General features: G+C 72.2%; 20 protein-coding genes and 1 pseudogene. 12 read left to right on the top strand and 9 right to left on the bottom strand.

The features are described 5' to 3' along the window. Positions 1-29 precede the first annotated feature (29 nt). From hisD to hisF, 8 genes are read left to right on the top strand one after another with little or no spacing between them, the layout of a single operon-like run. On the top strand, positions 30-1,385 hold the full coding sequence (hisD, locus tag D7318_RS21840; protein ID WP_120698869.1) for a histidinol dehydrogenase: 1,356 nt from the start codon (positions 30-32) through the stop codon (positions 1,383-1,385). Continuing rightward, positions 1,382-2,500 (top strand): histidinol-phosphate transaminase, encoded by a 1,119-nt coding sequence (locus D7318_RS21835; RefSeq protein ID WP_120698868.1) that lies wholly within the window; start codon positions 1,382-1,384, stop codon positions 2,498-2,500. The genes hisD and D7318_RS21835 overlap by 4 nt, the downstream gene beginning before the upstream one ends. Beyond that, positions 2,497-3,087 (top strand): imidazoleglycerol-phosphate dehydratase HisB, encoded by a 591-nt coding sequence (hisB, locus tag D7318_RS21830; RefSeq protein ID WP_120698867.1) that lies wholly within the window; start codon positions 2,497-2,499, stop codon positions 3,085-3,087. The genes D7318_RS21835 and hisB overlap by 4 nt, the downstream gene beginning before the upstream one ends. Beyond that, positions 3,088-3,246, top strand: a complete 159-nt coding sequence (locus D7318_RS32940) for a hypothetical protein (RefSeq protein ID WP_183091561.1) — start codon at positions 3,088-3,090, stop codon at positions 3,244-3,246. It abuts the gene before it with no gap. A 4-nt stretch (positions 3,247-3,250) separates the two neighbouring features. Continuing rightward, a complete protein-coding gene (hisH, locus tag D7318_RS21825) occupies positions 3,251-3,898 on the top strand; it encodes an imidazole glycerol phosphate synthase subunit HisH (protein ID WP_120698866.1) in 648 nt (215 codons plus the stop codon). Further along, positions 3,898-4,614: a bifunctional 1-(5-phosphoribosyl)-5-((5-phosphoribosylamino)methylideneamino)imidazole-4-carboxamide isomerase/phosphoribosylanthranilate isomerase PriA gene (gene priA, locus D7318_RS21820; protein ID WP_120698865.1), complete on the top strand. Its 717-nt coding sequence runs from the start codon at positions 3,898-3,900 to the stop codon at positions 4,612-4,614. Before hisH ends, priA begins: the two co-directional genes overlap by 1 nt. Then, positions 4,611-5,033: a Rid family hydrolase gene (locus tag D7318_RS21815; protein WP_120698864.1), complete on the top strand. Its 423-nt coding sequence runs from the start codon at positions 4,611-4,613 to the stop codon at positions 5,031-5,033. The genes priA and D7318_RS21815 overlap by 4 nt, the downstream gene beginning before the upstream one ends. Beyond that, a complete protein-coding gene (hisF, locus tag D7318_RS21810; protein ID WP_120698863.1) occupies positions 5,030-5,800 on the top strand; it encodes an imidazole glycerol phosphate synthase subunit HisF in 771 nt (256 codons plus the stop codon). Before D7318_RS21815 ends, hisF begins: the two co-directional genes overlap by 4 nt. 345 nt (positions 5,801-6,145) lie before the next feature. Here hisF and D7318_RS21805 read toward each other — a convergent pair whose 3' ends face one another. The 3 genes from D7318_RS21805 to D7318_RS21795 are packed head-to-tail and all read right to left on the bottom strand — an operon-like array spanning position 6,146 to position 9,580. Further along, a complete protein-coding gene (locus D7318_RS21805) occupies positions 6,146-6,889 on the bottom strand; it encodes a succinate dehydrogenase/fumarate reductase iron-sulfur subunit (protein WP_120698862.1) in 744 nt (247 codons plus the stop codon). Then, positions 6,886-8,829, bottom strand: coding sequence for a fumarate reductase/succinate dehydrogenase flavoprotein subunit (locus D7318_RS21800; protein WP_120698861.1), 1,944 nt, complete (start codon positions 8,827-8,829; stop codon positions 6,886-6,888). The genes D7318_RS21805 and D7318_RS21800 overlap by 4 nt, the downstream gene beginning before the upstream one ends. A gap of 4 nt (positions 8,830-8,833) precedes the next feature. Continuing rightward, positions 8,834-9,580 (bottom strand): succinate dehydrogenase, encoded by a 747-nt coding sequence (locus D7318_RS21795; protein WP_120698860.1) that lies wholly within the window; start codon positions 9,578-9,580, stop codon positions 8,834-8,836. 95 nt (positions 9,581-9,675) lie between these two features. Here D7318_RS21795 and D7318_RS21790 point away from each other — a divergent pair, with 95 nt between their 5' ends. Then, positions 9,676-10,569, top strand: a complete 894-nt coding sequence (locus D7318_RS21790) for a LysR family transcriptional regulator (RefSeq protein ID WP_120698949.1) — start codon at positions 9,676-9,678, stop codon at positions 10,567-10,569. 63 nt (positions 10,570-10,632) lie between these two features. On the opposite strand, the gene D7318_RS21785 is transcribed toward D7318_RS21790, so the two are convergent. From D7318_RS21785 to D7318_RS21770, 4 genes are read right to left on the bottom strand one after another with little or no spacing between them, the layout of a single operon-like run. Further along, positions 10,633-11,223 carry a hypothetical protein gene (locus tag D7318_RS21785; RefSeq protein ID WP_120698859.1) on the bottom strand — a complete coding sequence of 197 codons (591 nt, stop codon included), beginning with the start codon at positions 11,221-11,223 and terminating at the stop codon, positions 10,633-10,635. Further along, positions 11,220-12,101 (bottom strand): carbohydrate ABC transporter permease, encoded by an 882-nt coding sequence (locus D7318_RS21780; protein ID WP_120698857.1) that lies wholly within the window; start codon positions 12,099-12,101, stop codon positions 11,220-11,222. Before D7318_RS21780 ends, D7318_RS21785 begins: the two co-directional genes overlap by 4 nt. Next, complete coding sequence (locus D7318_RS21775; protein WP_120698856.1) at positions 12,098-13,060, bottom strand: carbohydrate ABC transporter permease; 963 nt, start codon at positions 13,058-13,060, stop codon at positions 12,098-12,100. Before D7318_RS21775 ends, D7318_RS21780 begins: the two co-directional genes overlap by 4 nt. 31 nt (positions 13,061-13,091) lie before the next feature. Further along, positions 13,092-14,399, bottom strand: coding sequence for an ABC transporter substrate-binding protein (locus D7318_RS21770; RefSeq protein WP_120698855.1), 1,308 nt, complete (start codon positions 14,397-14,399; stop codon positions 13,092-13,094). A 396-nt stretch (positions 14,400-14,795) separates the two neighbouring features. Here D7318_RS21770 and D7318_RS21765 point away from each other — a divergent pair, with 396 nt between their 5' ends. Beyond that, entirely contained in the window at positions 14,796-15,533 is a 738-nt protein-coding gene (locus D7318_RS21765) for a bleomycin resistance protein (protein ID WP_120698853.1), read from the top strand. Positions 15,534-15,616: 83 nt separating this feature from the next. Here D7318_RS21765 and D7318_RS21760 read toward each other — a convergent pair. After that, positions 15,617-16,030: pseudogene (locus D7318_RS21760) on the bottom strand (aldo/keto reductase); the annotation flags it as partial. Between the two features lie 145 nt (positions 16,031-16,175). Here D7318_RS21760 and D7318_RS34625 point away from each other — a divergent pair. Further along, positions 16,176-16,304: a hypothetical protein gene (locus tag D7318_RS34625; protein ID WP_268987356.1), complete on the top strand. Its 129-nt coding sequence runs from the start codon at positions 16,176-16,178 to the stop codon at positions 16,302-16,304. A gap of 34 nt (positions 16,305-16,338) precedes the next feature. Further along, a complete protein-coding gene (locus D7318_RS21755; protein ID WP_183091560.1) occupies positions 16,339-18,132 on the top strand; it encodes a sensor histidine kinase in 1,794 nt (597 codons plus the stop codon). Here the strand turns inward: D7318_RS21755 and D7318_RS21750 are convergent. Beyond that, positions 18,120-18,584 (bottom strand): cyclic nucleotide-binding domain-containing protein, encoded by a 465-nt coding sequence (locus D7318_RS21750; protein WP_120698851.1) that lies wholly within the window; start codon positions 18,582-18,584, stop codon positions 18,120-18,122. The two genes, D7318_RS21755 and D7318_RS21750, sit on opposite strands and share 13 nt — an antisense overlap. Positions 18,585-18,736: the final 152 nt, after the last annotated feature.

Below are 18,736 nucleotides of genomic sequence, written 5' to 3'. Positions count from 1 at the left end.
ACCGTGAGACGGTCTGCGAGACTGGAACGGTGCTGACCCGAATCGATCTGCGCGATTCGTCCACTCCGGACGTGATCGACCGCGACCTGCTGCCCCGCGCCGAGTTCGACGTCGAGACCGCCCTGGCGAAGGTGCGGCCCATCTGCGACGACGTGCGCCATCGCGGCACCGCGGCGCTGGTCGAGTACGCGCGGCGGTTCGACGGCGCCACCATCAGCCGCACCCGGGTCCCCGCCGAGGAGTTGACGCGCGCGCTCGAGGGGTTGGATCCGGCCGTGCGGGCCGCGTTGGACGAGTCCATCCGGCGCGCCAGGATGGTCCACCGCGACCAGCGGCGTTCGGACACCACCACGCGCGTCGTGCCGGGCGGCACGGTGACCGAGCGGTGGGTGCCCGTGGAGCGCGTGGGTCTCTATGTGCCGGGCGGCCGGGCCGTCTACCCCTCGTCCGTCGTGATGAACGTCGTGCCCGCGCAGGAGGCGGGCGTCGGCTCGCTGGCCGTCGCGTCGCCGCCGCAGCGCGAGCACGGCGGGCTGCCGCACCCCACGATCCTGGCGGCCTGCGCGCTGCTCGGCGTCGACGAGGTGCACGCGGCGGGGGGCGCGCAGGCGATCGCGATGCTGGCGCACGGCACCGACGAGTGCGCCCCCGTCTCGCTGGTGACGGGCCCCGGGAACGTGTATGTGGCGGCGGCCAAGCGGCTGCTGCGCGGGATCGTGGGCATCGACGCCGAGGCGGGCCCCACCGAGATCGCCGTGCTGGCCGACGACAGCGCCGCCCCGCGCCTGGTCGCCGCCGACCTGATCTCCCAGGCCGAGCACGACGAGCTGGCCGCCGCCGTGCTCGTCACGCCGTCCGTCGCGCTGGCCGACGCCGTGGACGCCGAGCTGCGCGTCCAGGTCACCGCCGCCAAGCACCACGAGCGGATCGTCCGGGCGCTCTCGGGCCGCCAGTCCGCGACCGTCCTGGTCGCCGACCTCGACCACGGCCTTGCCGTCACCGACGCCTACGCCGCCGAGCACCTGGAGATCCAGACGGAGCACGCCGCCGAGGTCGCGGCCCGTGTGCGCAACGCCGGGGCCGTCTTCGTCGGCCCGCACTCCCCCGTCTCCCTCGGCGACTACTGCGCCGGGTCCAACCACGTGCTGCCGACCGGCGGTTGCGCGTGCCACTCGTCGGGGCTCTCGGTGCAGTCGTTCCTGCGCGGCATCCACGTCGTCGCGTACGACCGCGCCGCGCTGGCCGAGGTGGCGCACCACGTGGTCACGCTGGCCGAGGCCGAGGACCTGCCCGCGCACGGCACGGCGGTCACGGTCAGGCTCGAGGGGAACGGCGACGGCACCGGCAACGGGGACGTGAACGGGAAGGCACCGCACCGCAAGTGACCCGCATCGACGACCTGCCCATCCGGGACGAGCTGCGCGGCAAGACGCCGTACGGCGCCCCCCAGCTCGACGTCCCGGTCCGGCTGAACACCAACGAGAATCCCCACCCCGCCCCCGAGGCCCTGGTGCGGCGGATCGCCGAGCGCGTCGCCGACGCCGCCCGCCACCTCAACCGCTACCCCGACAGGGACGCGCGCCAGCTGCGCGCCGAGCTGGCCGCGTATCTCACCCGCACCACGGGGCACCCGCTCACGGCGGAGCGCCTCTGGGCGGCCAACGGGTCCAACGAGGTGCTCCAGCAGCTGCTCCAGGCGTTCGGCGGCCCGGGGCGCGGGGCCATCGGCTTCGACCCCTCCTACTCGATGCACTCCCTCATCGCGCGCGGCACCGGCACCTCCTGGGTCTCGGGCCCGCGCACCGAGGACTTCGGCATCGACCAGGACGCCGCCGTCGCCGCGATCCACGCGCACAGGCCCGCGGTGGTCTTCGTGTGCTCGCCCAACAACCCCACGGGTACCGCCGTCTCGGCCGGGACCGTGCTCGCCCTGCACGACGCGGCCCAGGCGGCGGCGCGGGACGAGCGTGGCGCGCTCGTCGTGGTGGACGAGGCGTACGCAGAGTTCAGCCACAGGCCCTCGCTGCTGCCGCTCATCGAGGGCCGTCCGCGCCTGGTGATCACGCGGACGATGTCGAAGGCGTTCGGCGCGGCCGGGCTGCGGCTCGGCTACCTGGCCGCCGACGCCGCGGTGGTGGACGCCGTGCAGCTGGTGCGGCTGCCCTACCACCTCTCCGCGGTGACCCAGGCCACGGCGCTGGCCGCACTGGAGTTCGCCGATACGCTGCTCACCTATGTCGAGGAGCTCAAGGACGAACGCGACCGACTTGTCACGGAGCTGACCGCGATCGGCTGCGAAGTGACCGAGTCCGACGCCAACTTCGTCCAGTTCGGCCGCTTCGAGGACGCGGCGGCCGTGTGGCGGCGGTTGCTCGACCACGGGGTGCTCGTCCGGGACAACGGCGTGCCGGGGCGCCTGCGGGTCACCACGGGGACCCGGGCGGAGAACGACGCGTTCCTCGACGCGGTACGCGCAGTGACGAAGGAGATCAGCCAATGAGCCGCGTGGGACGCGTGGAGCGCACCACCAAGGAGACGTCGGTGACCGTCGAGATCGACCTCGACGGCACGGGCCGTGTCGATGTGTCGACGGGCGTCGGCTTCTTCGACCACATGCTGGACCAGCTGGGGCGGCACGGGCTGTTCGACCTGTCGGTCAAGACCGAGGGCGACCTGCACATCGACAGCCACCACACGATCGAGGACACCGCGCTCGCGCTGGGCGCGGCGTTCCGGCAGGCGCTGGGCGACAAGGTCGGCATCGTCCGCTTCGCCGACGCCTCGGTGCCGCTCGACGAGTCGCTGGCCCAGGTGACCGTCGACCTCTCGGGCCGCCCCTACCTGGTGCACCGCGAGCCCGACGGCATGGCGCCCATGATCGGCGCGTACGACACCACGATGACGCGGCACATCCTGGAGTCCTTCGTCGCCCAGGCCCAGGTCGCGCTGCACGTCCACGTCCCCTACGGGCGCAACGCGCACCACATCGTGGAGTGCCAGTTCAAGGCGCTGGCCCGCGCCCTGCGGTACGCCAGCGAGATCGACCCCCGGCAGACCGGCGTCCCCTCGACCAAGGGGGCGCTGTAGATGAACGGCGTCTCCACCCTGCTGATCGTGGCCGGGCTGTTCCTGGCGGGCGGCGTCTACTCGTTCGCCAGGCAGGGCCTGCCCCGGGGCGTCGTCGTGCTGCTCGGGATCGGCAGCGCCCTGTGCCTGGTCGCGGGCGTGCTGCGGCTGGAGCTGTAGCGCCATGGCACGCAACGCCACCAAGAGCGTCGTCGTCCTCGACTACGGCTTCGGCAACGTCCGCTCCGCCGAGCGCGCCGTCGCGAGGGCCGGGGCGCGCGTGGAGATCACCCGCGACCTCGACGCCGCGATGAACGCCGACGGGCTGCTGGTCCCCGGCGTGGGCGCGTTCTCCGCCTGCATGGCAGGGCTGCGCGCCGCGCGCGGCGACTGGGCCGTGGGGCGCAGGCTCGCCGGGGGCAGGCCGGTGCTCGGCATCTGCGTCGGCATGCAGATCCTCTTCTCGCGCGGCATCGAGCACGGCGAGGAGAGCGAGGGCCTGGACGAGTGGCCCGGCACGGTGGGCCCTCTGGAGGCCGACATCGTGCCCCACATGGGCTGGAACACCGTGCGGCCCCCCGAGGGCTCCCGCCTCTTCGCCGGTCTCGACGCCGACGAGCGCTACTACTTCGTGCACTCCTACGCCGTTCACGAGTGGGAGTTCGCCGCCCACCACGCCGTGCGCGCCGCGCCCAAGGTGGCGTGGGCCACGCACGGCCGCCCGTTCGTCGCCGCCGTGGAGAACGGCCCGCTGTGGGCCACCCAGTTCCACCCGGAGAAGTCCGGGGACGCCGGCGCCCGCCTCCTCACCAACTGGATCGAGACCCTCTGATGCTGGAACTGCTGCCCGCCGTCGACGTCAGGAACGGCCAGGCGGTCCGCCTGGTGCACGGCGAGTCGGGCACGGAGACCTCCTACGGCGACCCCCTGTCCGCCGCGCTCACCTGGCAGCGCGCGGGGGCCACGTGGCTGCATCTGGTCGACCTCGACGCGGCGTTCGGCACCGGCGACAACCGCGAGCGGATCGCCGAGGTGACCGCCGCGATGGACATCCGCGTCGAGCTGTCGGGCGGCATCCGCGACGACGACTCGCTCGCCGCCGCCCTGGCCACCGGCTGCACCCGGGTCAACCTCGGCACGGCGGCCCTCGAGTCGCCCGACTGGGTCGCCAAGGCCATCGCCGAGCACGGCGACCGCATCGCCGTCGGCCTCGACGTGCGCGGCACCACGCTGCGCGGGCGCGGCTGGACGCGCGACGGCGGCGACCTGTACGAGACGCTCGAACGCCTCGACCGCGAGGGCTGCGCCCGCTACGTCGTGACCGACATCAACAAGGACGGCACCCTCCAGGGCCCCAACCTCGACCTCCTGCGCGACGTGTGCGCCGCAACCGACCGCCCCGTGGTCGCCTCGGGCGGCGTCTCCTCGCTCCACGACCTGCGCGCCATCGCCGCGCTCGTGCCCGAGGGTGTCGAGGGGGCGATTGTCGGTAAGGCGCTCTACGCCGGGGAGTTCACCCTGGAGGAGGCGCTGGAGGTCGTGTCATGAGCGGAACGAGTGTGGACGGTCCTGACGTGGAGCGGGTCGCGGGCCCCACGCCGTGGCAGGAGTCGGTCGGCTCGGGACGGGCCGTCGCGGCGGGCGACTTCGTGCTGGTCGCCGGTACCCTGCCGCCCGCGGCAGGGGCGGCGGCCCTGGGAAACCCCTACGAGCAGGCCAGGGCGGCGCTGAACGAGGCGGTGGCGGCGCTCGCGCCGTTCGGCCTCGGCGCCGAGGCCGTGGTGCGCACGCGCCTCTATGTGAGCCACGCGCGCGACGCCGAGGACGTGGGGCGCGCGCACCGCGAGGTGTTCGACGGCGTGCGGCCCGTGACCACGCTGCTCGTGGTCTCGGGCTTCGCGGACTCACGGGTGCTGGTCGAGGTGGAGCTCGACGCGTACAGAGGAGCGAAGGGAGCCGTGACATGACGCTGGCCGTGCGGGTCATCCCGTGCCTCGACGTGGACGCGGGCCGGGTGGTCAAGGGCGTCAACTTCCAGAACCTCAGGGACGCGGGAGACCCGGTCGAGATGGCCAGGGTCTACGGGGACGAGGGCGCGGACGAGCTGACGTTCCTCGACATCACGGCGTCGTCGGGCAACAGGGAGACCACCTATGACGTGGTGCGCAGGACCGCGGAGCAGGTCTTCATCCCGCTGACGGTGGGCGGCGGGGTCCGCACCGCTGACGACGTGGACCGGCTGCTGCGCGCGGGCGCGGACAAGGTCGGGGTCAACACCGCGGCCATCGCGCGGCCCGAGCTGCTGAGGGAGATCGCCGAACGTTTCGGGCGGCAGGTGCTCGTGCTCTCGGTGGACGCGCGGCGCTGCCCCGATGGCACGTCGACGCCCTCGGGGTTCGAGGTCACCACGCACGGCGGGCGGCGCGGCACGGGGATCGACGCGGTGGAGTGGGCGCACCGGGCGGCCGATCTGGGCGCGGGGGAGATCCTGCTCAACTCGATGGACGCGGACGGCACCAAGGACGGCTATGACACGGCGATGATCGCCGCCGTGCGCAAGCATGTGTCGGTGCCCGTGATCGCCTCGGGCGGCGCGGGGCGCCTCGGCGACTTCTCGCCCGCGATCGAGGCGGGCGCGGACGCGGTGCTCGCCGCGTCGGTGTTCCACTTCGGCGACCTGCGGATGGGCGAGGTCAAGGAGGCGCTGCGCGCCGCGGGCCACACGGTGCGCTGAGTGGGGGTGGCCCCGGCCCCCGCCGGTGGCCCTGTGGCCCGTCGTCGGCCCGCGGGTCCCTGGTGGGTTGTGTCGGCTCGCCGCTGCGCGGTGGGCGTGCGGCCTGCTGCTTTGCCGTCCCCGGCGGCCTGCCGTGATGTTCGGCGAGCGGGTTTCGCCCCGCGCGGGCTGCTCGACCCGGCGGTCGACGGCAGCGGGGGGAGCGGTCCCGGGGAATGGCGAGAGGGCGGTCCTCCAGCGCCGGGGCCGCTCTTCCCCCGCGCTGCCGTTCGTGAGGACCGCCCTCCGGACCCTGGAGGGGGGTGGTGCCGTCACACGTCGTGCGCGTACGTCAGGGCCCGTGCCTCAGGCGCCTTTCCTGATCGCGCGGAGATATTCGCGGTTCATGGTCGCGATCGACGCGAGCGGGATGCCCTTGGGGCAGACGGTCGCGCACTCGCCGGTGTTGGTGCAGCCGCCGAAGCCCTCGGCGTCCATCGTCTCGACCATGTCGAGCACGCGGGTCTCCCGCTCGGGGGCGCCCTGCGGCAGGGAGTTGAGGTGGACGACCTTGGCGGAGGTGAACAGCATCGCCGACCCGTTGGGGCACGCGGCCACGCACGCGCCGCAGCCGATGCACTCGGCGTGCTCGAACGCCGTGTCGGCGGCCGCCTTGGGCACGGGCGTGGCGTGCGCGTCGGGCGCGCTGCCGGTGGCGACGGTGATGTAGCCGCCCGAGCCGATGACGCGGTCGAACGACGTGCGGTCGACCACCAGGTCCTTGACCACGGGGAACGCGGCCGCGCGCCATGGCTCGATGTCGATCACGTCGCCGTCGGAGAAGTGCCGCATGTGCAGCTGGCACGTGGTGGTGCGCTCGGGGCCGTGGGCCTGGCCGTTGATGACCATGCCGCACGCGCCGCAGATGCCCTCGCGGCAGTCGTGGTCGAACGCGACGGGGACCTCGCCGCGCAGGATCAGCTCCTCGTTGAGCGTGTCGAGCATCTCGAGGAACGACATGTCGGGGGAGATGTCGCTGACCTCGTAGGTGGTCATGGCGCCCTTGGCGTCGGGTCCCGACTGCCGCCAGATGCGCAGGGTGAGGTTCACGCGTAGCTCCGCTGGGTGGGGTGGACGTACTCGAAGACGAGGTCTTCCTTGTGCAGCACGGGCGCGGCTCCGCTGCCCGTGAACTCCCAGGCGGCGGCGTACGCGAACCGCTCGTCGTCGCGGGCCGCCTCGCCGTCCGGGGTCTGGCTCTCCTCGCGGAAGTGGCCGCCGCAGGACTCGGCGCGGTGCAGGGCGTCGAGGCACATCAGCTCGGCCAGCTCGAGGTAGTCGGCCACGCGATTGGCCTTCTCGAGCGACTGGTTGAGCTCCTCGCCGCTGCCCGGCACGGTGATCCTGCGCCAGAACTCCTCGCGCAGCTCGGGGATCCGGTCGAGCGCCTTGCGCAGCCCGGTCTCGGAGCGCGACATGCCGCACTCGTCCCACAGCAGCTCGCCGAGCTCGCGGTGGAACGACTCGGGCGTGCGGTCGCCGTCGTTCGCCAGCAGCCGGGCGAGCCGGTCGGTGACCCCGGTGACGGCCTCGTCGATCGCGGGGTGGTCGGCGGGGACCTCGTCGTGCGGGTGGCGGGCGAGGAAGTCGGCCAGCGTGGACGGGAGGATGAAGTACCCGTCGGCCAGGCCCTGCATGAGGGCGGAGGCGCCGAGGCGGTTCGCGCCGTGGTCGGAGAAGTTGGCCTCGCCGACGGCGAACAGCCCCGGGATGGTGGTCTGGAGGTCGTAGTCCACCCACAGGCCGCCCATCGTGTAGTGGATGGCGGGGTAGATCCGCATGGGCACGCGGTAGGGGTCCTCGGCGGTGATGCGCTCGTACATCTCGAAGAGATTCCCGTACTTGGCCTCGACCGCCGCCCTGCCCAGCCGCGCGATGGCGTCGGCGAAGTCCAGGTACACGCCCTGCCCGCCGTGCCCGACGCCGCGGCCCTCGTCGCACACGTTCTTGGCCGCGCGGGAGGCGATGTCGCGGGGGACCAGGTTGCCGAACGAGGGGTAGATCCGCTCGAGGTAGTAGTCCCGCTCGTCCTCGGGGATGTCGGCGGGGGCGCGGGTGTCGCCCGCCTGCTTGGGCACCCAGATGCGGCCGTCGTTGCGCAGCGACTCGCTCATCAGCGTGAGCTTGGACTGGTGGTCGCCCGAGCGCGGGATGCACGTGGGGTGGATCTGGGTGAAGCAGGGGTTCGCGAAGAACGCGCCGCGCCGGTGGGCGCGCCAGATGGCGGTGGCGTTGGAGTTCTTGGCGTTGGTGGAGAGGTGGAAGACGTTGCCGTAGCCGCCGGTGGCCAGCACCACGGCGTCGGCGATGTGGGTCTCGACGCGCCCGGTGATCAGGTCGCGGGCGACGATGCCGCGGGCCCGCCCGTCGACGACGACCAGGTCGAGCATCTCGGTGCGCGGGTGCATCTCGACGTTCCCGGCGGCGATCTGCCGGGACAGCGCCTGGTAGGCGCCGAGCAGGAGCTGCTGGCCCGTCTGGCCGCGGGCGTAGAAGGTGCGGGAGACCTGGACGCCGCCGAAGGAGCGGGTGTCGAGCAGGCCGCCGTACTCGCGCGCGAACGGGACGCCCTGGGCGACGCACTGGTCGATGATCTCGACGGAGACCTGGGCCAGGCGGTGGACGTTGGACTCGCGGGCGCGGAAGTCGCCGCCCTTGACGGTGTCGTAGAAGAGGCGCTGGACGGAGTCGCCGTCGTTGCGGTAGTTCTTCGCGGCGTTGATCCCGCCCTGGGCGGCGATGGAGTGGGCGCGGCGCGGGGAGTCCTGGTAGCAGAACTGGACGACGCGGTAGCCCTGTTCGGCGAGGGTGGCGCCCGCGGCGCCGCCCGCGAGGCCCGTGCCGACGACGATGACGGTCTGCTTGCGGCGGTTGGCCGGGTTGACCAGCTTGGCCTCGAAGCGGCGGCGGTCCCAGCGCTCGGCGATGGGGCCCTCGGGCGCCCTGGCGTCGGCGACGGGGTCGCCGGTGGTGTAGTCGAGGTAGCTCATGTCGTCACTCCACGATTCCCGTCATGACGCCGATCGGTACGGAGAGGAAGCCGAGGGTCAGCACGAGGGCGAGCCCGTCGGCGGTGGCCTTGAGGGCGCGGTCGCGGCTCGCGCTGCCCGCGCCGAGGGTCTGGGCGGCCCCGTAGAAGCCGTGGCGGATGTGCAGGCCGACGGCCAGCATGGCGACGATGTAGATGACGTTGCCGTACCACGTGCTGAAGGTGGCCACGATGTTCTCGTAGGGGCGGCCGTGCTCGCCGTTGGGGTTCACCGTGCCGGTGGTCAGGTCGAGGATGTGCCACACGACGAACAGCGCGACGATGACGCCGCCCCAGCGCATGGTGCGCGTGGCGTAGCTGGCCCGGCGGCGCTGGTGCACGTACTTGACGGGGCGGGCGGCGATGTCGAGCCGACTCAGCTGGTACGCGGCGACGGCGTGCGCGACGACGGCCACGAGCAGGGCCACGCGCATGATCCACAGGAACCACTCCTGGTGGACGACGGGCTCGCCGATCGTGCGCAGCCAGTGGGCGTAGTCGTTCATCTCGGCGGGGCCGAAGAACACCTTGAGGTTCCCGGCCATGTGCACGACCAGGTATCCGAGGAGGAAGAGGCCGCTGACGGCCATGACCGTCTTCTTGCCGATCGTCGAACGCCACAGCCGCCCCAGGGCCGTTCGAGGGGTGCGGGTGTCCGTCCGCCGGCCCGCGGGTTTGTCCGTGCGGGGTTCCGGGCGCGTCGCCAGTGCCATGGGCTCGACGGTAGGCAGAACGGAATGAATCAGTCCAAGACATAGAATCGCTGATCTTGATAGGCGATTCCTATCGACCGTTTACGGTGGACGTCATGCAGCTGCAACAGCTCAGGTACTTCACCGCCGTCGCGGAGACCCGGCACTTCACGCGGGCCGCCCGGCGCGAGCACGTCGCCCAGCCCTCGCTGTCCCAGCAGATCCGCGCGCTGGAGCGCGAGCTCGGCGCGGAGCTGTTCCACCGCGCCCGCGGGCACATCTCGCTGACCGACGCGGGGGCGGCGCTGCTGCCGCTGGCCCGCAGGATCCTCGCCGACGTGGAGACCGCGCGGCGTGAGGTGCAGGAGGTCGCCCAGCTCAGGCGCGGGCGCGTGCGCCTGGGCGCGACGCCGAGCCTGTGCGCCTCCCTGGTGCCAGGCGTGCTGCGGACGTTCCGCGACAGCTATCCGGGCGTGGAGCTCTTCGTGCACGAGGACGGCTCGCAGGACCTGGTGCGGACCCTGGCCGAGGGCGAGCTCGACCTGGCGCTGATCATCACGCCGCTGCCGGGGCAGGCCCCCGCGCTCGCCACGGAGGAGCTGCTGCGCGAGGAGCTCGTGGTGGTCTCGTCGCCCGACCTGCCCGCGCCCGTGCCGCACCGGCACATCACGATCGGCGACCTCAGGAACCGGCCGCTCGTGATGTTCCGGCACGGCTACGACCTGCGCGAGCTGACCCTGGCGGCGTGCCACGGGGCGGGGTTCGAGCCGTCGTACAGCGTGGAGGGCGGCGAGATGGACGCGGTGCTCGGCTTCGTCCGCGCGGGCCTCGGGGTCGCGGTGGTGCCGCGCATGGTGGCCGACCGCTCCGGTCTTCGCACCACGCCGTTCGCCGCCCCCGGGCTGCACCGCACGATCTCGGTCGCGCACCGCGGCGACGTCTCACCGCCGCGGGCGGCCAGGGAGCTGCAACGGATCCTGCTGGAGCGGCGCGGCGACGCGTGGGACTGAGGGGGTGGGACATCGCCGCGGGCGAACGGTGAACGGCGAACGGCGAACGGTGAACGGCGGCGGTCACTCGGGGCGTTCGGCCGCCGCGTCCGGCGCGGCGCGCGCGGTCACGGCGACCGTGGCAAGGGACAGCAGCCCGCCGCAGACCAGGACGAGCGGGAGCAGCATCCACACGAACACCCCGCACATCGCGCACGCGAACGCCAGCAGCACCGAGCCCGGCACGTCCGCGCTGGCGCGTTCGGCCGCCTCGCGCACCGCCTCGCCCGCCGTGCCGCCGGGGCGCCACGCGTCGGCCGTGCGCAGCGTGCCCACGGCAAGCGCCGCGATCAGCAGCGCCGTCACCACGAGCAGGCCAGCCGCCCCGGGCACCACCCCGGCCTGGGCCAGGGACAGGTTCCACAGGAGCAGCAGCGCCGCCGCCGAGACGGCGAGGGCCGCGGGCCAGAGCGTGCGGCAGGCCGCGGCGAAGTCCCGCAGGACCTCGGCCACCCGCACGCTCTCGCCGTCGAGATGCCGCCGCAGATGGGCCGTTCCAGCGGCGAGCGCCGGAAGCGCCGTGACCAGGGGCACCGAGAGCAACGCCACGAGCGCGCCCGTGATCACCACCTCGCCGAAGAGGGCGAAGCCCGTGCTCCAGCGGCTTTCCCTCATCCCCGCAGCCCCTGGGTCGAGACGCCCTCGACGATGTAGCGCTGGAAGAGGACGAAGAACAGGATCACCGGCACGAGCGCCAGCGTCGCCGCCGCCATCTGCGCGCCGTAGTCCGATGTGCTGGTCTGGTCCGCGTACTGGCGCAGCATGAGCGGGAGCGGGTAATTCTCGGGGCTGCGCAGATAGATCAGCGGCGCGAGAAAGTCGTTCCAGCTCCAGATGAACGCGAAGATCGACGCCGTCGCCAGCACGGGGCGCATCAGCGGCAGCATGATCGACCAGTAGATCCGCGGATGTCCCGCCCCGTCGAGCCGCGCCGACTCGTCGAGCTCCTTGGGCACCGTCCGCATGAACTGCACCATCAGGAAGACGAAGAACGCGTCCGCCGCCAGGAATTTCCCGATCAGCAGCGGCACGAACGAGTCCGTCCAGCCCATCTCGTTGAACATGATGAACTGCGGAATGATCACCACATGGAACGGCAGCAGCAGCGTTCCGATCATGATGGCGAAGAACACCTGGCGCCCGGGGAAGGCGATCCGCGAGAAGCCATAGGCGGTCACCGAGCAGGACAGACAGATCCCGATCACCGAACCCACGCCCAGATAGACGGAGTTCATGAAGAACGTCCAGAACGAGATGCCGCCGATCCCCTCGAACACCGTCCTGAAGTTGTCCAGCGTCGTGTGGTCGGGGATGAGCCCGGTCTCGCCCAGGATCTGGTTCGTCGGCCGGAAGGACGACAGCAGCAGCCACGCGCCCGGGTAGAGCATGACCACGCACAGCGCCACCACGGAGACATGGAACAGCACCGTCCTGCCCGAACGGCGGCGCCTGACCCGTCGGCCGAGCCCCTCGGAGGCCACGGTGCCCTTCATCGTCCCTCCCCGGAGTAGAACACCCAGTACCGCGAGGTCCTGAAGAAGATGAGCGTGATGATCCCCACCACGATCACCAGCAGCCAGGCCATCGCGGCGGCGTAGCCGAGCTGCCCCTGCCCGAATCCGCGCTGGTAGAGGTAGAGCGTGTAGAAAAGCGTGGAGTTGGCGGGCCCGCCGCGGCCGCCCGAGATGATGAACGCCGAGGCGAACACCTGGAACGAGTGGATCGTCTCGAGCACCAGGTTGAAGAACAGCACGGGCGACAGCATCGGCAGCGTGATCTTCGTGAACTTGCGCCACGCGCCCGCGCCGTCCACGTCCGCCGCCTCGTACAGCTCGTTCGGGATCTGCTTGAGCCCGGCGAGGAAGATGACCATCGGCGCGCCGAACTGCCACACCGCGAGCAGGATCATCATCGGCAGGCTCAGATCGGGGTTGCCGATCCAGCCGCCCTCGGACATGCCGAACAGCTGCCCCGCCTCGTCCACGATGCCGTCGTCGTTGAACATCGCGCGCCACACGATCGCGATGGAGACGCTGGCGCCGATCAGCGAGGGCGCGTAGAACGCCGAGCGGTAGGTGCCCTGCCCCCCGCGGCGGTTGTTCAGCAGCATCGCGACGCCGAGCGCCGCGGCCAGCTTGATGGGCGTGCCCACCACGGCGTAGAGCAGGGTGACCTCGACCGAGTCGAGGAACCGCGGGTCGTCGAAGAGGCGTTGGTAGTTGTCCCAGCCGATCCAGTCGCCGCCGCGCACCGGGTGGTAGTCGGTGAACGACAGATAGGCGGAGGCCACCATGGGCCCGGCCGTCAGGGCGATGAAGCCCAACAGCCAGGGGGCGAGAAAGGCGTAGCCCGCCCGGGCGTCGGCGGTCCGCCGCGGCGGCCGCTTGCCATGCGGCCGCCGCGAGGGCCCTCCGACGCGCGGGGTACTGGCCGCCTCACGCGTCAGAGCCATGAGGGGGATCCGTTCCCGAGGAGTGCCGCGGTCACTCGGTCACCAGGAGGTTCTCGGCCTCGGTGAACAGCCGGTCCACGAAGTCGTCGGCGTCGATCTGGCCGTAGGAGAACTCGTTGCCCAGGACCTCGACATACTCGGTCTCCAGGGCCCCGAAGCCCTCGGGGTGCCGCGGCACGGTCTCGGTGACATAGCCCTCGTCGGCGACCCGCTGCTCGTACTCGATCGCCCGCTGCTCCAGGCTGCCGTCCTCGACATCGAGCGCGTCGAGACGCCCCTGCGACGCGGGAACGCCCAGGTCGGTGCCGATGATCTGGCCCGCCTCCGGGTCGTTGATCAGGAAGTCGATCAGCGCCGCGGCCTCCTCGGGGTGCGCGGTGTTGGCGCCCATGGAGAGCTGCATCGACGGCTTGTAGAACATGTGCTTCTCGCCGTCGGGGCCGCTGGGCATCGGCATCAGCTGGATGTTCTCGTTGCCCAGGTCGTTGGCGTAGGAGTGGATGAAGTTGTCCCAGTGGAACTCCACCGCGGCCTCACCCGAGTTGAAGCCGCCGAGCGGGGTGAGCTGGTCGAGGCGCTCGATGGGGAAGGTGTGGCCCGCGTCGCGCAGCGCGTCGGTGCTGGAGAGGAACGTGCGCAGGTCGTCCTCGGTGAAGTTCATCTCGCCGTTCTCCGCGAACGGCTCGGTGCCCTGCTGCACGAGCCACTGGAGGAAGACCCACCATGTCACCGTGTAGTCGGTCGCCCCGTGGACCCGCGGGTCCAGGTCCGCGCCCGCCTCGCTGACCTCGGCGACGAACGCGTGGTAGTCCTCCCACGTGTAGTCCCACTCGGGCGGCTCGACGCCCAGCTCGGCCAGCAGGTCGGGGTTGTAGTGCAGCGCCCATGTGTTGGTGCCGGTGGGGATCCCGAGCAGCTGCTCGTCCACCTGTCCCGAGGCGAGCAGCTCCTCGTCGATCTGCGACGTGTCGAGCTGGTTCCCCTCGAACTCGGTCATGTCGTACAGGAGTCCGGCGTTCGTGTACTCGAGCAGCCTGGAGAGGTCCATCTGGAGGACGTCGGGCAGCTCACCCGAGGTCGCGTCGGTGCTGCGCTGCGTCCAGTAGTCCTGGAACTCGGCGAACCCCGTCTGCACCTCGATGTCCGGATTCGCCTCCTCGAACAGCGCGATGGCCTCCTCGTAACGCTGCGAGCGCTCGTCGGCCCCCCACCAGGTGAAGCGCAGGGTGACCTGACCACCGTCATCCCCGCCACCGCCGTCGGAGCCACAGGCCGTGAGTGCCAGGGAACCGGCGAGGGCGAGGGCGAGACCGCTGAGCGCGGTCCTTCCGAGTGACATGAGAGCCTCCTTGCTCTGCTGACGCGTAACGCCACTTCAGGTGCGGTGCCACCGTGTGTCCCTGCCCTCGCCCGAAGTGAATCGTTACAGTACCGGCGGCGCCCGCAGGGGCAACCGGGCGGCCGGTAACTTTTCGAGAACGCGGTTCGGGGTGCTCGACCCCAGGTCAACGGCCTTGCGTGGGCGGTTTCCGCAACGGGTGCGGCGCCCGCCCTGTGCTCCTTCGACGGCTCGGGAAGGGGCGGATGATCGTGAATCGATTCATTTCCTGGGCGACATGCGGGTGCGGTGGCAGCAAGCGCTTTCGGATGCACCGGAGTGTGGCAACGGTTCGTCGTCGCCGTCAAGAGTCGGGCTCGCCAAGGGTTCTATTCAAATTTGACTAGACTGGCGCGCATGACCGAGAAGACCATCCCGCTGCTGTCCTGCCCGGCCATCCAACCCGTCGTCGACTTCTACACCGCGCTCGGCTTCGAGGTGACGTTTCTCCAGAAGAGCCCCTACGCGTACGCCGTCGTCGAACGGGGCGAGGTCGAGCTCCAGTTCCACGGCATGAAGGAGCTGAACCCCGAGGAGTCGCTCGGGGGTTGCTACATCCTCACCGACGAGGTCGACGCGCTCCACGAGGCGTTCCGCGCCGGGCTCCGCGAGGCCTACGGCAGGGTCCCCACCCGGGGCATCCCGCGCATCGGCCCCGTGCGCGACATGTCCTACGGCGTGCGGCAGTTCCTGATGACCGACCCCGGCGGGAACTCCATCCGGGTCGGCCAGCCCACCGGCGGCGACTCCGCGCACCCGCCCGCGCCCCGCGAGACGTTCGCCCGCGCGCTGCACTTCGCCGTGAACTTCGCGGACTCCAAGGAGGATCCCGAGGCCGCGGCCAAGATCCTCGACCGCGCCCTGGCGGTGCGGGGCGAGAGGCCCACGGATGAGCAACTGCTGCGCATCCTGGTGCTGCGCGGCGACATCGCCCACCGCCTCGGCCACCCCGACCAGGCCCGCGACCTCATCGACCGCGCCGCCGCGATACCCCTCGCCCCGGGGCGACGCGCCGCCCTGGCCGACGACCTTGCCCGGCTCGGCGAGCTGAGGGAGGCGCTGGGCGGAGAGGTCCCGGCCGGGGAGGGGGCGTGAGGGTTCGGGGGGTGTGACGGCCGGGCGCCCGGCGTGCGGGGTCGGCGCGCGCCGACCGCGGGCGAGGTCGTCCGGGGTGGGGGTGACGCGGGCCTGACGGCGTCGGTGAGGAAGCCGCGACCCAGGGGCGGGTACGGCACGAACCCGATGCCCAACTCGCCCTGCAACACCCGCACTTCGGCCGCCACCGCCCGTTCGAGGAGCGAGTACGCGGTCCGGAGCACCGAGACCGGATGAACGGCGTGGGCGCGCCGGACCGCGTCGGGGCCCGCTTCGCTCGGGCCCAGGAGCCCTGACCCTGCCTTCGGCTGTCGGCTCCCCGACCGTGCCAGGTCGTGGCCGAGCTCGGTGGCGAGCACCACCTCGTCGCGGAAGCCTTTGACGGCGCGGCCGAGGAGGCGTTCGTCGCTGCCGGTCCCCTTCCCGTACAGCTCGGCGGTGTCGAAGAGGGGCACGCCCAGCTCGTGGGCGCGGCGGATGGTGGCGATGCCGTCCTCCTCGTCGGAGGAGTTCCGTCATGCTCCCGAGGCCAGGAGGCGGCGGGCTTCCCGGTATGGGCCGCCAGCCGCGCGGAATGGCCCGATGCTCTCAGGGCTCTGGGGGCGTTCGGGGGCCTGGGACTCGTGGAAGGGGCGTGGGGACATGCTGAACCGGCTCGGGGCCGCGCTGCTCGACGCCCCTGACGACATCGGGGCGCTGGCCGCCCGCCGCGACGCGGCCCGCCTGCGAGAGCGCCCGGCGGGCGGAGGTCGTGTCGGGGCCGGTCGTTAGGGTGGTGGGGTCGGGTCCTCGGGAGGGAGACGGCATGGCGCAGGACGGCCCCGCGCGGAGCGGCGAGCTGCCGCAGCTTCGGCTGGACGAGCTGCTCGAGGAGTTGCAGCTCCGCATCGACGCGATCCGCGGCACGAGGGACCGGGTGCATGGGCTGCTCGAGGCGCTGCTCTCGGTGGGGCGCGAGCTCGACCTGCCCGGGGTGCTGCGGCGCATCGTCGAGGCGGCGGTGGCGCTGGTCGACGCGGAGTACGGCGCGTTGGGCGTGATCGGGGAGGACGACCGGCTGGCGCAGTTCATCACGGTCGGCGTCTCGGAGGAGCGGATCGCGGCGATCGGCCGCCTGCCGTCGGGGCACGGGATCCTCGGCGAGCTGATCCGCCACCCCGAGCCGCTGCGCCTCACCGATCTGGCCGCGCACCCGGCGTCGTTCGGCTTCCCGCCGAACCACCCGCCGATGCGTTCGTTCCTCGGGGTGCCGGTCCGGGTGCGGGACGAGGTGTTCGGCAACCTCTACCTCACCGACAAGCGCGGCGGGCGCGAGTTCGACGCCGAGGACGAGTCGGTCCTCACCACGCTCGCCGTCGCCGCGGGCGTCGCCGTCGAGAACGCCCGCCTGTACGAGGAGGCCCGCTACCGGCAGCGTTGGCTCGAGGCGAACGCCGAGATCGTCGGCGGCCTGCTCTCCGGCGCCGGGGAGACCCAGGTGCTCGAACAGATCGTCGTGCACGCCCGCCGCATCCTCGCCGCCGACCTGGGCGTGCTGGCCCTGGCCGGGGAGAACGGCGACGACCTGCGCGTCGCCATCGCCGAGGGGCGGGAGGCCGAGGCGCACCGGGGGCTCGAGGTGACGCGCGAGGGCTCGTTCCTCGGCGCGGCCATCACCGCGGAGGCGCCCGTCATCAGCCGCGACATCGGCGCCGACCCGCGTGCGGCGGAGGGGCCGCGCCGCTTCGACGGGCTGGGACCCGCGGTCGCGGTGCCGCTCGGCACCGGGGCGGGGACCCGCGGGGCGCTGCTCCTGGTGCGGGCGGTGCGGGAGGCGGCGTTCACGGACAACGAGACCGCGCCGCTGCTCGCGTTCGCCGGGCAGGCCGCGCTGGCGCTCGAGCTGGCGGAGCGGCGGCGGGCGGCCGAGCAGCTGATCCTCCTGGAGGAGCGCGACCGCATCGCCCGCGACCTGCACGACCTGGCGATCCAGCGGCTGTTCGCGACGGGGATGACGCTCCAGAGCACCGTGCGGTTCGTGGACCATCCGCAGGCCGCGGAACGTCTGGTGCGCGCGGTGGACGACCTGGACGAGACCATCAAGATCATCCGGTCGACGATCTTCGGCCTGCGCGCGCACGAGGCGGGCCCGGCGGCCAGGGGTCCGCGGGCGCGGCTGATGGCGAAGGTCGAGGAGGCGGTGGCGGCGTTGGGCTTCACCCCGGGGCTGCGGCTCGAGGGGCTGATCGACACGGACGTTCCGGCGGGGGTCGCCGACCACGCCGTCGCGGTGCTCGGCGAGGCGCTGTCCAACGTGGCCAGGCACGCGTCGGCGCGCTCGGCGCGGGTGTCGGTCGTGGTGGCCGCGGGGACGCTGACGCTGACGGTCGCGGACGACGGGGTGGGCATGCCCGCGGGGGAGGGGCGCCGCAGCGGGCTCAGGAACATGGCCGAGCGCGCCGAACAGCTCGGCGGCACCTTGGAGTTGACGCCCGGCGACGGCGGGGGGACGCGCCTGGTGTGGCGGGTGCCGCTCACCGGCGTGGCGGGTGGGGATGGCGTGGCGGGCGGGGCGGGTACGGCTGGTGGGGCGGGTGGTGCTGGGGGTCAGCCCGCCTGACGGGCGCTGTCGTGGCCGTAGGGGCCGTAGACCTCGATGAGGCGTTGGCGGGTGGTGCGCAGCCGGTGCGCGACCGTGGTGGCGAGATAGCGGTGGATCGCGCACGCGAGGGGCGGGTCGGCGTCGCACAGGTCGTGGATGTCGGCGGCGACGAACTCCCGGGCGTTGAGCCAGCCCACGGTGTACGCGCCGAACTCCCGCACATGCGGCGGTATCAGCGCGGACCAGCCGGTGAGGTCGCCGGGGCCGAGGGTGCCGACGGTGGTGAGGAGCCGCCCGGGCACGCGCGCCCGCAGCGTGAGGGAACCCGAGGTGATCACCCAGAGGCGTTCGGCGCGGTCGCCCTCGTCGAACAGGCGGGTGCTCGCCGGGAAGGACACCTGCCGGGAGCGGGCCAGCAGGCGCTCCCGGCCCCGGGGTGGGACGGCGGTGAAGAGGCTCGGGGTGGGCATGGGGCTCCTCCTGTGTCTCCTGACCTGAGGGGCCTCGAAGATCTCGGACAGGGACCCAATAGGGTTGGCCGGTAGACAATCGAGGGAAGCAGCAAGTGCCACGTCCAAGTCCGTACTCACCGGAGTTCCGTGAGGAAGCAGTTCAGCTGGCG

This window comes from Streptomyces radicis (genome assembly GCF_003626575.1).
Classification (GTDB): Bacteria; Actinomycetota; Actinomycetes; order Streptomycetales; family Streptomycetaceae; genus Streptomyces; species Streptomyces radicis.
The sequence above is the reverse complement of the archived record's forward strand: the minus strand, read 5'-3'. Positions and strand labels throughout refer to the sequence as shown.